This is a genomic window from Agrobacterium sp. A3-95, assembly GCF_053521785.1.
Window position 1 is genome coordinate 199,186 of sequence record NZ_JBNWDR010000008.1, and the last position, 15,072, is coordinate 214,257.

Sequence of the window (15,072 nt, forward strand, 5' to 3'; positions counted from 1 at the left end):
ACATGCACACGTCCGTCATTGAAACATTGCTTTCCAATCGTCACGACCGCCAGCGCCGGCGTCGCCTTGTCATTGCAGCCCTTTCAGCTCTTTTGATCGCGGTTTTCGCATTGACGCTGATGCTGGGACAATCCTTCACGCCGCCTGGCGACGTCCTGCGGGTGCTGCTCGGAGAGGACATTGCCGGCGTCACTTTCACGGTCGGGCAGTTGCGCCTGCCACGCGCGCTGCTTTCCGTTCTCGCGGGTCTGAGCTTCGGGCTGGGTGGTGTCGCCTTCCAGATCATGCTGCGCAACCCGCTTGCCAGCCCTGACATTATCGGCATCAGTTCCGGCGCAAGCGTGGCAGCGGTGTTTGCCATCGTTGTCCTGCATCTGAGTGGACCGCTCGTTTCGGTGTTCGCCGTCGTCGTCGGGCTTGGCGTCGCATTGCTGGTCTATCTGCTGTCCTTCCGCAACGGGGTTGCCGGAACGCGGCTGATCCTTGTCGGCATCGGCGTTTCGGCCATGCTCGAAAGTTTCATCGCCTATATCTTGTCCGTTGCACCGGCCTGGACGCTGCAGGAGGCGATGCGCTGGCTGACGGGCAGCGTCAACGGCGCAAAACTTGCCCAGACGCTGCCGCTCTTCGTCGCGCTCATCCTCTTTGGCGGCCTGCTGCTCAGTCGCGCGCGCGATCTCGAGGCATTGAGGCTTGGCGATGATGCGGCCGCGGCGCTTGGGGTCCAGGTGGGGAGAACGCGCATTATCGTGATTATCGCCGCCGTCGGCATGATCTCCTTTGCCACGGCAGTTTCGGGGCCGATTGCTTTCGTCGCCTTTCTGTCCGGGCCGATTGCCGCGCGCATCGTTGGCAGCAATGGGTCGTTGCTCATTCCGGCTGCGCTCGTTGGGGCAGCCTTGGTGCTGGTGGGCGATTATTGCGGCCAGTTCCTGCTGCCGGGCCGTTACCCGGTCGGCGTCGTCACCGGCGCGCTCGGCGCGCCCTATCTGATCTACCTTATCGTGCGGGTAAACCGCAGCGGAGGCTCGTTATGACCAGCCACTCCCTTTCCGTGAACCGTCTTTCGGCCGGATACGGTGATAGCCTCATCATCGAAGGGCTGGATCTTGTCGTTCCGCGCGGCCAGATGACCGTCATCGTCGGCGCCAATGCCTGCGGCAAGTCCACGCTTCTTCGCAGCATGTCGCGGCTTATCTCTCCCCGCGCCGGGCAGGTCCTGCTCGACGGAAAGTCGATCCACCGTCTTCCTTCGCGCGAACTTGCAAGACGGATGGGTCTTTTGCCGCAGTCACCCATTGCGCCCGAGGGCATCGTCGTTGCCGATCTGGTCAGCCGCGGCCGGCACCCGCATCACGGCCTTTTCGCGCGGTGGTCGCGCCAGGATGATGAGGCCGTGGCCGCAGCCCTCGTCGCCACCGATACGGTGGAACTTGCCGAGCGGCCGGTGGACGAACTCTCCGGCGGGCAACGGCAACGCGTATGGATCGCCATGGCGCTCGCCCAGGAGACCGAGATATTGCTACTCGACGAACCCACCACCTTCCTCGACATCAGCCATCAGGTGGAAGTGCTGGATCTTCTGACGGACCTCAACCATGCCCGTCAGACCACCATCGTCATGGTGCTGCACGATCTCAATCTCGCGGCGCGCTACGCTGATCATCTGGTCGCCATGACCGGTGGAAAGCTGCATATCTGCGGCACGCCGGAGGAGGTGCTGACGGAAGAAAACGTGCGGCACGTCTTCGGCATAGAAAGCCGTGTCATCGAAGACCCGACGTCGGGCAAACCAATGATGCTGCCGATCGGGCGGCACAGGACGGCGGCGCAACGGCCGCAATAATCCATCTATTTTTGCGGTGACCGTCTGCGTCCACGGGTGGTGGTTTTAACCGGAACGCTCGCGCCGTACTCGTTCCACCATGCCATCAATGCCTCCATGGTCGGGCCAAGTCCTTTCGCCTTCGCCGTAATTTCATATTCCACGCGTGGCGGAACCTCTGCAAAGACGGTGCGAGAGACCAGTCCATCGGCCTCGAGCTCACGCAATTGGGAGGTCAACATGTGCTGTGTGATGCCGGGAATGGCTTTGCGCAGCTCGTTGAAACGATAGATCCGCTGGTTGAGAAGCCACATGATTTCGAGCTTCCACTTGCCGGAAAGCAGCGCGAAAGCGCGACGCATTTCCTCGTGCATATTAATGATATCACCGCCATTAGTCTGGTTTTCCATACTTACCACGCTAAATTCATCCTACTTGCGCATATTCATTCAATAGCACATTTTCCATATGAACGCCGGATCATGAGCCCCAAGCTGTTCCGGAACAACGAAAATATTGAACAAATCAAGCTGCCGAAGACATTCGGTGGCAATGGATATCCTATGTCTTCATTCTACATCTACTGGGTCGCAACAACCCTTCTTGTCCTGCTCTATCTGGCGTCGGCAGTCACCTACGTCGTCAAATCCGACTGGGTGAGGGAGACGATAACCGGCTTCGGTTACCCTGCATACCTTGTGCCTCTTCTGACGGCGGTGAAGATCGCCGCCGTCATCGCCATCCTTGCGCGGTTCAACGTCGCCATCAGCGATCTGGCGTATGCGGGGGTACTGTTTCACCTGCTGCTGTCCGGCCTTGCACATATCGGCGTCCGCAAACCTGCCGGCGCACTGCCTGCCGCCATCGGGCTCGGGCTGCTCGTCGTTTCCTTCGCCATGCAGAACGCTGCACGCGAAGTCCCGTCCCCCTATGCCCTTGCACGGCCGCTCTGACGCATTCATCACGAAAGGAAATCAAAATGGGAAAACTGACCGGAAAAGTAGCCATCGTGGCGGGCGCAGGCAGAGGGATTGGCCGTGCGACGGCAGAACTCTTTGCAAGGGAGGGCGCCAAGGTCGTGGTATTGTCCTTGACGCCTGCAAATGTGAACGCGGTCGTCAGTCAGATACAATCCAGTGGTGGCACCGCGCTCGGCATCGTCTGTGATCTTGGCGATGGCCAACAGATCACCCGGGCTGTGGCTGAGGCAGCGGAGGTATTTGGCGGCATCGACATTCTCGTGAATGTCGCGTTCGACCCGACTGTCGTCCACTCCCCGATCCTCGAGCTCACCGTCGAGCAACTGCAACGAAACCTCGATATGGGGCCGATCGCCTATCTTCGCATGATGCAGGCTTGTTATCCGTACTTAAAGGCCAGTGGCGAGGGCCGGATCATTAATTTCGCGTCGCTGGCCGGTATTCTCGGCATGTCGCCGTATGGACCTTATAACCTTGCCAAGGAGGCCGTCCGCGCCCTGACGAGATCTGCTGCGCGCGAATGGGGTCCTGACAATATCACCGTGAACAACCTGCTTCCCGTTGCCGACACCTGGGGTGCGGGCGTCGATGCTCCTGCTCCCACGAATGCCCTTGGTCGTTACGGTTCCCCTGAAGAGGATGTCGCTCCGGTCGCTCTTTTCCTCGCAAGCAGCGATTCGAGGTTCATTACAGGCTCGAGCCTGACCCCCGACGGCGGCCAGATTATCGACAGCGCCCGCTAACGCCCCGTTGGAGTGCCGGGCAAACAGGCCGGCACTTCGCTCCGTTGTCTCTTCTGCCGCTCCTGATTTGCACCTGCCGGGCAGAACTCAAGGCCATGCGGCATAGGACGGCGGTGCTACGTTCTGTATGCGCACCGCCATTCGCCGGAAACGGCCGGGAGACGTGCCTTCATTGCGGGTGAAGAAGCGGTTGAAATACCCAGGATCCTGAAATCCCAATCGAAACGCAATTTCAGCGACTTGCAGTGAAGAGTTGAGAAGAAGGTCGCGCGCTTCGGAAAGCAGTTCGCGGTGAATATAGGCCTGTGGTGAAAGCCCCGTTGCCTTGCGCACCACAAATCCAAGACGTTCACGGTTGACGCCGAGTTGACCCGCATAGTCTTCCACGCCCCATTGGTCGCGTTTGTGCTGACTGACAAGTAGCACAAACCGCTCGGTAAGGCTGCCTGCGGTGGAAGCCGCGCCCGCGACGTCGGCCATGGCATGCTGGCAGATTCGGATAAGGGTGACGGATAACAGGCTGGGGATGATCGTATCCGATCCTGTCGATGACCGGAAATTCTCATCCGCGATGGTGTCGAGATAACCCGCCAGTTCTAGGCTGTCTTTTTCAGCCAACGTCCGGGTCAGAACGCGCTGCAATGTGCTGCGCACCATGATTGCGCTCGTTCCGGTTGGCATGGCATGCGCAAGGCCGATTTCGGTCGTTTTCAGCAGTGATCCGCGGCTTCCGGCATTCAGCCGCAGGCGGCCGGCGGGGCCGGAGGCAGGCAGCCAGGCCAGCCCCGGCGCGGTAACCACAAGTGTCTTTTCGCCCTGAATGATCTCCGCTTCACCGGCTGAGACGAGGACAAAATGGGCTGCGCCCTGTTCCAGCTTGAACTCCGACACGCGCAGGGACGAAGTCAGCATGCGCGCCGTCGTTTCGATCCTGTTAGCAGCTATCTGGCCGTGACGCGGCATTCACCCTCCAAAAGTACAATAATGCACTACATTAGTGCATTTTATATGCGCCTGTCGTTGCTAAACTTCCATCAGCGCAGGGAAGCCATGAGGAGAACGGCAATCCCGCTACTGCGCCGTTGGAGGAAAATCATGAATAGTATGAAGCGCAGAACGCTGTCCTGCCTTGCGCTAGCGCAACAGGTTGTTCGCGGAAGCTCTGCCCTTGTCGATCGCGATTATCTGCTGGAAGCCGGAAGGATCGCAGGGGCGGGGACGGCAGCAGCCCTTTCCTCCCGTCCCACCGTGCAACGGGCGTTTTTCGGCGGTGCCGCCGCCACCATTTTCTGAATTCAGGAGGAAGACCATGCAGACTGTCAATCTTTTCATCGGTGGCGACCATTGCCCAGCCGCAAACGGCAAGCGTTTCGAGCGCAACAATCCGATCACCGGGGACCTGGCAACCAGTGCGGCGGCGGCAACGCCTGAGGATGCCACACGTGCGGCCGATGCCGCAGCCGCAGCCTTTCCCGTCTGGTCGGCAACGCCGCCCGGCGAACGCCGTCGCCTGCTTCTTGCCGCGGCGCAGGCGCTCCGCGATGCCGGGCCGCAGATTACGCTGGCGATGAAAGAGGAGATTGGCGCGACGGATGCCTGGGCCGGTTTCAACGTGATGCTGGCCAGCGACATGCTGGTCGAGGCGGCCAGCCTGACGACCCAGATAAAGGGTGAAATCATTCCCTCCAACCGCCCGGGAACCACGGCGATGGCACTTCGCCAGCCGGCAGGCGTGGTTCTGTCCATCGCGCCATGGAATGCACCGGTCATTCTCGGCGTACGCTCCATCGCCACGCCACTTGCCTGTGGCAACACCGTGGTGATGAAGACCTCGGAGCTTTGCCCGCGCACCCATGCGCTGATCATCGAGGCCGTCGCTTCGGCAGGTCTGCCGAAAGGTGTGCTGAACGCCGTCTCTAACGCGCCGGAAGATGCGGCGAAAATAGTTGAAACACTGATCGCCCATCCGGCTGTCAGAAGGGTGAATTTCACCGGTTCGACCCGCGTCGGTCGTGTCATCGCGGAAACGGCGGGCCGTTACCTGAAGCCAGCGCTTCTGGAGCTTGGCGGCAAGGCACCCTTCATCGTGCTTGATGATGCCGATATCGACGCAGCAGTCGCTGCGGCCGCTTTTGGCGCTTACATGAACCAGGGCCAGATCTGCATGTCGACGGAACGCATCATCGTACTCGACAGCGTTGCCGACGCCTTTGTCGAGGCCTTTGCCAAAAAAGCGGCGAGCCTGAAGGCGGGAGACCCTCGCGAGGGAAAAATGCCGCTTGGCTCCTTGGTCAGCGCCGAGGCCGCGTCCCGCATCCGGGCGCTGGTGGATGACGCCGTTGCCAAAGGCGCACGCCTTGTGGCCGGCGGAGGCGGCAATGGTACCATGCTGGATGCGCTTGCCGTCGATGGCGTGACCTCTGCGATGCGGCTCTATTCCGAAGAAAGCTTCGGCCCGGTCGTTTCCATCATTCGCGCCGGCAGCGTCGACGAGGCAGTCAGTATCGCCAACGAAACCGAGTTTGGTCTTTCCGCAGCTATTTTCGGCAGGGATCAGGCAAAGGCACTCGCGGTAGCCGGACGCATCGAAAGTGGCATTTGCCACATCAACGGACCCACCGTTCACGACGAGGCGCAGATGCCGTTCGGTGGGGTGAAGGCCTCCGGTTACGGCCGTTTCGGCGGCACGGCGGGCATTGCGGAATTCACCGAACTGCGATGGGTCACGCTGCAGGACGGACCGTTGCATTACCCGATTTAAGCCGGAAGCATCACCGGCTGGCTGGTCACGTCAACGCTTCTCGTCGATCAGCCAGCCGGTGAGTTTTCTGACCGCACTGTCGCTGCTTTTCGGCCTCAGCAACCAGTAGCCGCGACCCGGCGCATCCAGACTCGGGCCTGCGGTCACCAGCACGCCTGCCTCGACCAGCGGATCGACCAGTCCCGCCCAACCGAGGGCAAAACCCTGTTCGCCGATCGTTGCCTGAACCACCATGGTGTAATTGTTGAAACTGATGTCTCCGCTTTCGTTTTCCGCGCCTCTCAGCACGCCGAAATGCTTGAAATAGGACGCCCAGTCGAACCAGTGCGCCTGTGAGGTATTTTCGAGGTGGATGAGTTTCAGCCGCGAAAAATCATCCACGGTTTCGGGTGCCGACTGCTCCGCCAAAAGCGCCGGCGAGCAGACGGGCGTGACCTTCTCCGAAAGCAGCAGCACCGCGCCGTCGCCGGCATCCTGCCGCGTGCCGAAGATGATCATCACGTCGCTGTCGTGTTTGCCCTGTCCGAGCGGATCCTGCGTGGCGACGATCTGGATGTTGATGTCAGGATTGAGCGCGCGAAAACCATGCATGCGTGGGATGAGCCAGAGAGAGGAGAAGGCATAGTCCGTGTGCAGGCGGATTGTCTGCCGTTCCTCCGTTCGGCGAAGTTGCTGCGCCAGAAGATCGATGGCATCGACATTGCGCGAGACGATCTCGAACAGCTTTAGCCCCTCGGCCGTCAACTCGATGCCGCGATGTTTACGCCGCACCAGTGCAACGCCCAGATCGTCTTCCAGCCGGCGGATCTGATAGCTGACAGCTGGCTGGGTCAGCCGCAGGGACGCCGCCGCTGCCGTCAGGCTGCCGCGACGGGCGACCTCGGTGAAAATGCGCATCCATCCAAGATCGAGCGGCCGCTCTGTCATAGAAATTCCTTATATCAGTCATCGAAAAATACCCGCTTCACAGGCAAAAACAATGTGGTGTTCAATAAACTGGACTAATAAAAGGGGAGCCGCAATGAAAACCGTTTCTAGCATGCACCGCATCGCCGCCGGTCTGTTTTTGTCCGTGGCGGCCTTCTCCACCCCGCTTTATGCCGCCGATGATGCGGCCTGCAAGACCATTCGCCTCAGCGATCCCGGCTGGACCGACATCACCGCCACCAATGGCGTCGCCTCGGTTCTGCTCGACGCTTTGGGGTATGAGGCCGACGTCAAGACGCTGTCGGTGCCGATCGGTTATCAGGCCATGAAAAACGGTGAGATCGACGTCTTTCTCGGCAACTGGATGCCCGCCCAGAAATCCTTCGTTGACGACCTCAACGCCGCCAAGGCGGCCGACGTGATGACGAAAAACCTTGAAGGCGCCAAGTTCACCCTGGCAGTGCCTTCCTATATGGCCGAAAAAGGCGTGAAGGATTTTTCGGATCTTGCCAAACACGCTGACGAATTTGAAAGCAAGATTTACGGCATCGAGCCGGGCGCACCCGCCAACCAGAACATTCAGAAGATTATCGATGCCAATGATTTCGGCTTGAAGGGCTGGCAGCTTGTCGAATCCGGCGAGCAGGCGATGCTGGCGCAGGTGGAACGGGCCGGAAAAGACAAAAAGGCGGTCGTCTTCCTAGCATGGGCGCCGCACCCGATGAACGAGAAGATCGATATCGCCTATCTCTCCGGCGGTGACGCCTATTTCGGCCCGAATTTCGGTGGCGCCGAGGTCTATACGCTTGCCCGTACCGGCTGGCCGCAGCAATGCCCGAATGCGGCGACGCTTTTCAAGAACCTCAAATTCGATATCGGCATGGAAAATGCCCTGATGGGTTCCATTCTCGGTGGCGAGGATTCCAAGGCGGCGGCAGCGACGTGGCTGAAGGCCAATCCGACATCGCTGGATGGCTGGCTGCAGGGCGTTACCACGCTGGATGGCAAGCCGGGTGCGGATGCCGTCAAAGGCAAGCTTGGCCTCTGAGACTGTAGGGTGAAATGCCGCGTCCCAATATCCTGATCCTCATGGCCGACCAGTTCAACGGGACGTTTTTTCCCGATGGCCCGGCCGATTTTCTCCACGCGCCACATCTGAAAGCGTTGGCGGAGCGGTCTGTCCGTTTCGCCAATACCTATACGGCAAGCCCGCTTTGCGCGCCGGCCCGGGCTTCGTTCATGTCCGGTCAATTGCCCAGCCGGACGCGGGTTTACGATAATGCCGCCGAATTCGCGTCGGATATTCCGACCTATGCGCATCACCTGCGGGCAGCTGGTTATTACACCGGCCTTTCCGGAAAGATGCATTTTGTCGGACCGGACCAGTTGCACGGCTTCGAAGAGCGTCTGACGACGGATATTTATCCGGCGGATTTCGGTTGGACGCCTGATTATACCAAGCCGGGCGAGCGGATCGACTGGTGGTATCACAATCTCGGTTCGGTCACCGGCGCGGGCGTTGCCGAAATCACCAATCAGATGGAATATGATGATGAGGTTGCCTATCACGCAACCCGCAAGCTCTACGATCTGTCGCGCCGGCTCGATGACCGACCGTGGTGCCTGACCGTCAGCTTCACCCATCCGCATGACCCGTATGTGGCACGGCGGAAATTCTGGGATCTCTATGAGGATTGCCCGGCACTCGATCCGCAGATAGGGGCGCTTCCCTTCGAGCAGCAGGATCCGCATTCAAAACGGTTGCTGGAAGCCTGTGATCATCAGGCCTTCGATATTTCACCCGACGAGATACGCCGGGCGCGGCGCGGTTATTTCGCCAATATCTCCTATATCGATGAGAAGGTCGGCGAAATTCTCGACGTATTGAAGGCGACGCGGATGGAGGAGGACACGATCATCCTGTTCCTCTCCGACCATGGCGATATGCTGGGCGAGCGCGGCCTGTGGTTCAAGATGTGCTTTTTCGAGGGTTCGGCCCGCGTGCCCTTGATGATCGCAGCACCCGGCTGGAAACCGGCGCTTATCGACGCGCCGGTTTCGACGCTGGATGTCACACCGACGCTGTGCGGTCTGGCAGGCCTGGATATTACCTCACTGAAACGCTGGACGGATGGCGAAGACCTTGCGGCTTTGGCTGCGGGAACAGGCGAGCGCGGGCCAGTGCCGATGGAATATGCCGCCGAAGGTTCGATTGCGCCACTCGTCGCCATCAGGGATGGCCGTTACAAGCTCTCGGTCTGCGAAGCGGATCCGCCGTTGCTCTACGACCTCGAGACGGATCCTGAAGAGCAGATAAACCTTGCCGGCAATCCTGAATTCGCTGATGTGCTGTCATCGCTTTCGGCTGAAATCGGCCGACGCTGGCAGCTGCCCGTTTTCGACGCATCGGTCCGGGAAAGTCAGGCGCGGCGCTGGGTGGTCTACAAGGCGCTGCGAAACGGCGCCTATTTCCCGTGGGATTATCAGCCATTGCAGAAAGCCTCGGAACGCTACATGCGCAACCACATGGACTTGAACGTGCTGGAGGAAAACCAGCGTTTTCCACGCGGGGAATAACGCTGGCAGGGATTATGCGGCGGCGGTCGTTCTCGGCGCGCCGCCCGTGGCCTGCACGGCGAGGCTACCCGCCGCGACGCCTGCCTCAAGGCATTGCTTCTCGTCCGCCTGCCGAAGCCACGCATCGATGAAACCGGCGTTGAAGGCATCACCCGCGCCTGTCGTGTCGACGACGGGTACCTTCTTCGCCGCCGCATGGTGCAGGCCTGTCTGCGAGGACACCCAGGCGCCCTCTGCCCCGCCTTTCAGGGCGACGACAGGAAACGACCCCGACAAGGCTCTGGCCGCCGACTCAGGGTCAGAATGGCCAGTGATCGCCTCGGCTTCTTCGAGGTTGGGCAAAAACACGTCGACGCCATCGCACGCCTTGAGCAGGCCCTTGTCATAAATCAGCGAGGCATCCCAACTGGGATCGAGCGAGACGGACAGTCCGCTGTCCCTGGCGCGGGCGACGAGATCGGGGATTTCGTGCAGCGTGGCGAATTCCGCGATGTGCAGATGGCAGGCCCCGTTCCACGAAAAGGCGGCATCAAGGGTCGATGGCCGGGCGATACCGGCGCGCCGTGTCAAAAACGCCCTGTCATGGCCAACCACCGTCGCGACGGTGACCTGCGGGCCCGCATCTGCCGAGTGTTCCAGAAATTGCAGGTCTACACCGCTTTGCTGCATTTTCTCGCCGATGGCGCGTGAGAAGGTGTCGGTGCCGAGCCTTGCCAGCAGCGTGGCCGTGCGGCCGATATGGGCGAAATGCGCAGCCGCAATGAAAGCTCCGCCACCGGCGGCGATTTCCATGTCGCTGGCAAACAGCTCCCGGCCGAGCACCGGCAATTCGTCAAGCCCGGTGAAAATGAGGTCGCAATAAATCCGGCCGATACTGATGACCGCTGACTTTTCCGTGTCTGTCGTCATCATGCGCGGCCCAGAAGCTTTTCCGTCTTAGCATCGAAAAGATAGAGCGCGCCTGCCTGCGCCTCGCATTGCAAGCGGCTACCCACCTGGGGAATGGCTTTGCCCCTTGCTGTCGCGATGACCGAAGTCGTGGGCGTGTCCAGATGAACCATCGTTTCCGGGCCGAGCGGCTCCACGGCTGTCACCGTTCCCTCCAGCGAGAAGGACCCTTGAGTTGTCTCGCCTTCTCCAACCAGCAGATCATGGGGGCGAATGCCAATCAGCAGATCCCCATCGGCAGACTGTGTAACGCTATTCGTCGTTCTTTTGCCCCGCAGCAGGTTCATCGACGGGCTGCCGATGAAACGCGCAGTGAAGACGTCCACCGGCGTCTCGTAAAGTTCCGAGGGCGTACCGACCTGAAGGATATGGCCGTCCTTCATCACGACAATCCGGTCGGCCATGGTCATCGCTTCCACCTGATCGTGAGTGACGTAGACGGTGGTTGTCTTAAGACGTTGGTGCAAGCGCTTGATTTCAATGCGCATCTGCGATCTCAACTGGGCGTCGAGATTGGAGAGCGGCTCATCGAAAAGGAAGGCTGAGGGATCGCGCACCATGGCGCGGCCGATGGCGACGCGCTGCCTCTGTCCGCCTGACAAAGCCGCGGGCCGACGGTCGAGCAATGCCTCAAGTCCGAGCACCCGACCGGCCTCTTCGATACGCCGGTTCTTTTCCGCCTTGTCGAGCTTTGAGGTATAGAGCCCGAAGCCGATGTTCTGGCGAACCGTCATATGCGGGTAGATCGCATAGTTCTGGAAGACCATGGCGATGTTGCGCTGTTTCGGTTCTTTCTCGTTGACGACGTTTCCGGCAATTTTCAGCGTTCCGCCCGAAATCTCTTCCAGACCCGCGATCATTCTGAGTGTCGTGGATTTGCCGCAGCCGGAAGGGCCGACGAATACGACGAATTCGCCGTCTTCAATGGCAAGGTCGATGCCTTTGACTGCCTCCACCTTGCCGTAGCGCTTTACGAGTTGATTGAGTTCGATTGTCGCCATTATCGCGCTCCCGTCAGGGCGGTAAATTTCTCTGCAAGCTCAGCGGCTTTTGCCGCTTCGTAGTCGGTGGATCGCTGTGCTTCTGCTTCAAACGCAGCAAGTTTGTTGCGATAGGCCGCAATTGCCTCGCGCATCGGCTCCGGGGCAGGGCCGCCGAAGCGGCTGCGCACGGCGACAAAGTGCTCAGGCGAGACGATCTGCCTGAACTTTTCCTCATCGACACAGGTCTCGCGTCCTGCCAGTTCCTCGAACGCCCTGCGGAACGGCTGGTAACCGTCGTTCGGCAGGTCACCCTTCAGCACGACAACGCTTTTGGCGACGGTTGCGGCAATTTCATGGGCCTGGCGGAATGACAGGTCTTCGATGCGGACAAGAGAATCTGCCAGTTCCGTGATGGTGATGCAGGAACGGCGAATATTCTGGTCGACCCTTTCCGGATCGATACTGATCTTGCCGACGAGGCTGGCAAGGAGATCGAGCACCCGGCCGGCAGAGGCGAAGGCTTCGTAACCCATGCCCTGGGTTTCGCCCTCGCTGTCGTTCATGTCGGTGAAGGGCGTGTTGTGCATCACGTCGAGCATGGTCCGTGCCCGCCCGAATGTCTGGCTAGCGAGGTGGCGCAGATGTTCGATCGGGACCGGGTTTCGTTTCTGCGGCATGATCGACGAAATCTGCACCAGCGAATTCGGTACGTAGATCTGCCCGACTTCGAAACTCGTCCAGAACTGGAAGTCCTGAATGAGCCTGCCGAGATGTAGAAACATCAATTCGATGGCGCCATAGGTCGCTGTCGTATAGTCGACGGCGGCGATGCAGGAATAGGAATTGCGCAAGGGTGCCGCAAAGCCGAGAAGTTCGGCGACACGTGCCCGGTCGATGGGAAAGCCAGACGTGGTGATGGCCGCAGCGCCCATGGGTGAGAGATCGACGATGCGCCGGGCCTCAGTGAAGCGGTCAATATCCCGGATCAGCACTTCGATGGCGGCGGAAAGATAGTGGCCGAAGGTGGTGGGCTGGGCCGGTTGTCCGTGCGTATAGGCGACGATCAACGTCTTCTCATTGCGCTCGGCGGCGTCGATCAGGGCGGCCAGCAGAAGCCGCGCCTTGGCAGTGAGCGTGTCGATCTTGTCTTTCAGGCCGATTTTGAAAAGCGTGTGATCGATGTCGTTGCGCGAGCGTGCCGTGTGCAGGCGGCCTGCCACATCGACACCGATGCGGGCTTTCAGCTCCTTTTCGATCAGGAAGAAGAAATCCTCGACCTCGCCGGTATAGACCAGCTCCGACGGATTGATGGTCCTGTCGATGTCATCGAGCGCTTCGGCGATTTTTGCTGCCGTGTCCGCATCGAGAATGCCGGTCTCGCGCAGCATGACCAGATGGGCGCGGTCGATGCGGCGGAAACCGTCGACATGGTGGTTCTTGGCGCCATCGAAAAGCGGACGCAGCACGGTTTCCTTGTAAACAGGGTCGGGAAACTTGCTGGTATCCGACAGGCGCGGGTTCATATCGGCCATGATGTTATCCTTTCAGGCCTGCCAGCATCACACCGCGAACGATGTAGCGTTGCAGGACGATGAAGACGATAAGGGTTGGGATGGTCGCAATGGCAGCGCCGGTCATGATCATTTCCCACTGGATCTGCTGTTCCACCGCAAAGCTCGATAGGCCGACGGGCAGCGTGTACAGCTCCTTGCTGGTAGTCACGATCAGGGGCCAGAAGAATGCTGTCCAGTTGCCGAGGAAGGTGAAGATCGCAAGCGCCGAAAGGGCAGGCGTCACCAGCGGCAGGGCTACCTTCCACCAGATCTGGAATTCGTTCAGCCCGTCGACACGCGCTGCCTCCAGGAAGTCATTCGGAACCGTCTCGAAGAACTGCTTCATCAGGAAGGTGCCGAAGGCCGTCATCATTCCCGGGAACATGATGCCCCAGTAGCTGTCGAGCCAGCCAAGCTGGCTGGACATCAGATACCAGGGGATAACAAGCATTTCGGTCGGGATCATCAGCGTGGAAAGGATCGCGAGGAAGATGAAGTAGCGACCCCTAAACTCGAATTTGGCCAGCGTATAACCGACCAGACTGTCGAAGAAGCAGTTGGAGACGGTGACGATGACCGCAACGAACATCGAGTTGAAGAACCAGCGGAGGAAACGGCCGTCGGCCAAGACAGTCATGTAATTCGCAAGCGTCGGTGCTGCGGGAATGAGCCTGAGATCATAGACCTGATCCGCGGTCTTGAACGAGGTCGAAAACATGAAGAGCAGCGGCGAAATCATTATCAGGCCGCCGATGAACAGCAGCGTCCAGGCAAGGATGCGGCCGGGGCGGACGCGGGCGTGGGAGAGTGGCAACGCTTCGCTCATTTCTTTTCCCTCAGAACCCACAGCTGGACCAGCGACACGACAAGAAGAATGGTGAACAGGACAACCGTCTGCGCGGCGGCGTAACCCATTGCATAGGAGTTGAACGCGGTCTGGTAGATCATCAGCACCAGCGGCTTGGTTGAGCCGAGCGGTCCGCCCGGATCGTTGGTGGTCATGTTGTAGACCTGATCGAAAATGCGCAGGAAACCGATTGAGGAGAAGACGACCAGGAAAACGGTAGTTGGTTTCAGGAGCGGCAGCGTGATCTTTCGAAGGATCGCCCATTCGCCAAGTCCGTCGATGCGCGCGGCCTCATAAAATGTCGTCGGAATGGAGCGCAGGCCCGCCATGAAGATGATGATCTGGAAACCAAGCCCGGCCCAGATGGACGTCACCATGACCGAATAAAGCGCCTGATCGGTGGAACGGATGAATGGCTGCTGCGGAATTCCGATCATGCCAAGCACGTCGTTGATGATGCCGATCGGCGGCGGCTGATAGAACCAGCGCCAGACCCATGCCATTGCTGCTGCCGTTGTCAGATAGGGCAGGAAATAAAGCGCGCGGATGAAACCGTGCAGGATCCGCACCCGATCCAGATAAAAGGCGATGACGAAAGCCAAAACCAGACTGATGGGCGTGCCGACGATGAGATAGGTGAAGGTGTTCTTGAAAACCTTCCAGAATTGCGGATCCTTGAACAGCTTGACGTAATTGGCAACGCCGATGAACTTTGCCGGGCGCAGCAGGTCCCAGTTGGTGAAGGACAACCAGAAGGCCTGCAACGTCGGGTAAAAACGGATGATGCTGTAAAACAGGATCGGGATAGCAAGAAAGCTCCAGATCCACACAAGCCGTTTCGTGCGCATGGAAAAGCGATCCCCGAAGGAGCCGCCGGGGCGGCCGGATGCCGCCCCCTGTTGATCGATCGCTGTCATGATTGGACCTG

General features: G+C 59.6%; 16 protein-coding genes. 8 read left to right on the forward strand and 8 right to left on the reverse strand.

The window, feature by feature from the left end; translation table 11 throughout:
• The first annotated feature begins 2 nt into the window (after positions 1 to 2).
• On the forward strand, positions 3 to 1,037 hold the full coding sequence (locus tag ACQZ5Y_RS20405) for a FecCD family ABC transporter permease (protein ID WP_174051136.1): 1,035 nt from the start codon (positions 3 to 5) through the stop codon (positions 1,035 to 1,037).
• Complete coding sequence (locus ACQZ5Y_RS20410) at positions 1,034 to 1,846, forward strand: ABC transporter ATP-binding protein (protein ID WP_038495350.1); 813 nt, start codon at positions 1,034 to 1,036, stop codon at positions 1,844 to 1,846. Before ACQZ5Y_RS20405 ends, ACQZ5Y_RS20410 begins: the two co-directional genes overlap by 4 nt.
• A 5-nt stretch (positions 1,847 to 1,851) precedes the next feature.
• Here the strand turns inward: ACQZ5Y_RS20410 and ACQZ5Y_RS20415 are convergent, their stop codons facing one another.
• A complete protein-coding gene (locus ACQZ5Y_RS20415; protein WP_174027900.1) occupies positions 1,852 to 2,235 on the reverse strand; it encodes a winged helix-turn-helix transcriptional regulator in 384 nt (127 codons plus the stop codon).
• Between the two features lie 153 nt (positions 2,236 to 2,388).
• Between ACQZ5Y_RS20415 and ACQZ5Y_RS20420 the strand changes: the two genes are divergently transcribed.
• The gene (locus ACQZ5Y_RS20420; RefSeq protein WP_174027901.1) at positions 2,389 to 2,778 is read left to right on the forward strand and encodes a DoxX family protein; all 390 of its coding nucleotides are present in this window, start codon (positions 2,389 to 2,391) and stop codon (positions 2,776 to 2,778) included.
• Between the two features lie 26 nt (positions 2,779 to 2,804).
• Positions 2,805 to 3,548, forward strand: coding sequence for an SDR family NAD(P)-dependent oxidoreductase (locus ACQZ5Y_RS20425; RefSeq protein ID WP_004431234.1), 744 nt, complete (start codon positions 2,805 to 2,807; stop codon positions 3,546 to 3,548).
• 87 nt (positions 3,549 to 3,635) lie between these two features.
• Here the strand turns inward: ACQZ5Y_RS20425 and ACQZ5Y_RS20430 are convergent, their stop codons facing one another.
• Entirely contained in the window at positions 3,636 to 4,511 is an 876-nt protein-coding gene (locus tag ACQZ5Y_RS20430) for a helix-turn-helix transcriptional regulator (protein ID WP_112682856.1), read from the reverse strand.
• 132 nt (positions 4,512 to 4,643) lie between these two features.
• Between ACQZ5Y_RS20430 and ACQZ5Y_RS20435 the strand changes: the two genes are divergently transcribed.
• Together ACQZ5Y_RS20435 and ACQZ5Y_RS20440 are read left to right on the forward strand one after the other, a co-directional pair.
• On the forward strand, positions 4,644 to 4,841 hold the full coding sequence (locus ACQZ5Y_RS20435) for a hypothetical protein (RefSeq protein ID WP_111799973.1): 198 nt from the start codon (positions 4,644 to 4,646) through the stop codon (positions 4,839 to 4,841).
• 16 nt (positions 4,842 to 4,857) lie between these two features.
• On the forward strand, positions 4,858 to 6,309 hold the full coding sequence (locus ACQZ5Y_RS20440; protein WP_112651242.1) for an aldehyde dehydrogenase: 1,452 nt from the start codon (positions 4,858 to 4,860) through the stop codon (positions 6,307 to 6,309).
• A 30-nt stretch (positions 6,310 to 6,339) separates the two neighbouring features.
• Here the strand turns inward: ACQZ5Y_RS20440 and ACQZ5Y_RS20445 are convergent, their stop codons facing one another.
• Positions 6,340 to 7,236 carry a choline sulfate utilization transcriptional regulator gene (locus ACQZ5Y_RS20445; protein ID WP_065660300.1) on the reverse strand — a complete coding sequence of 299 codons (897 nt, stop codon included), beginning with the start codon at positions 7,234 to 7,236 and terminating at the stop codon, positions 6,340 to 6,342.
• Between the two features lie 94 nt (positions 7,237 to 7,330).
• On the opposite strand from ACQZ5Y_RS20445, the gene choX reads away from it, so the two are divergent.
• A complete protein-coding gene (choX, locus tag ACQZ5Y_RS20450; RefSeq protein ID WP_065660301.1) occupies positions 7,331 to 8,284 on the forward strand; it encodes a choline ABC transporter substrate-binding protein in 954 nt (317 codons plus the stop codon).
• Between the two features lie 14 nt (positions 8,285 to 8,298).
• Complete coding sequence (gene betC / locus ACQZ5Y_RS20455) at positions 8,299 to 9,813, forward strand: choline-sulfatase (RefSeq protein ID WP_013761107.1); 1,515 nt, start codon at positions 8,299 to 8,301, stop codon at positions 9,811 to 9,813.
• A 12-nt stretch (positions 9,814 to 9,825) separates the two neighbouring features.
• On the opposite strand, the gene ACQZ5Y_RS20460 is transcribed toward betC, so the two are convergent.
• Genes ACQZ5Y_RS20460 through ACQZ5Y_RS20480 form a run of 5 tightly spaced genes read right to left on the reverse strand, consistent with a single transcriptional unit; the run spans position 9,826 to position 15,061 of the window.
• Complete coding sequence (locus ACQZ5Y_RS20460; protein WP_035200391.1) at positions 9,826 to 10,725, reverse strand: carbohydrate kinase family protein; 900 nt, start codon at positions 10,723 to 10,725, stop codon at positions 9,826 to 9,828.
• Positions 10,722 to 11,762: an ABC transporter ATP-binding protein gene (locus tag ACQZ5Y_RS20465; RefSeq protein ID WP_174051140.1), complete on the reverse strand. Its 1,041-nt coding sequence runs from the start codon at positions 11,760 to 11,762 to the stop codon at positions 10,722 to 10,724. Before ACQZ5Y_RS20465 ends, ACQZ5Y_RS20460 begins: the two co-directional genes overlap by 4 nt.
• Positions 11,762 to 13,276, reverse strand: a complete 1,515-nt coding sequence (gene argH, locus ACQZ5Y_RS20470; protein ID WP_174051142.1) for an argininosuccinate lyase — start codon at positions 13,274 to 13,276, stop codon at positions 11,762 to 11,764. Before argH ends, ACQZ5Y_RS20465 begins: the two co-directional genes overlap by 1 nt.
• Before the next feature lie 4 nt (positions 13,277 to 13,280).
• Positions 13,281 to 14,123 carry a carbohydrate ABC transporter permease gene (locus tag ACQZ5Y_RS20475; protein WP_013761103.1) on the reverse strand — a complete coding sequence of 281 codons (843 nt, stop codon included), beginning with the start codon at positions 14,121 to 14,123 and terminating at the stop codon, positions 13,281 to 13,283.
• Positions 14,120 to 15,061: a carbohydrate ABC transporter permease gene (locus ACQZ5Y_RS20480; protein ID WP_004431252.1), complete on the reverse strand. Its 942-nt coding sequence runs from the start codon at positions 15,059 to 15,061 to the stop codon at positions 14,120 to 14,122. The genes ACQZ5Y_RS20475 and ACQZ5Y_RS20480 overlap by 4 nt, the downstream gene beginning before the upstream one ends.
• Positions 15,062 to 15,072 lie beyond the last annotated feature (11 nt).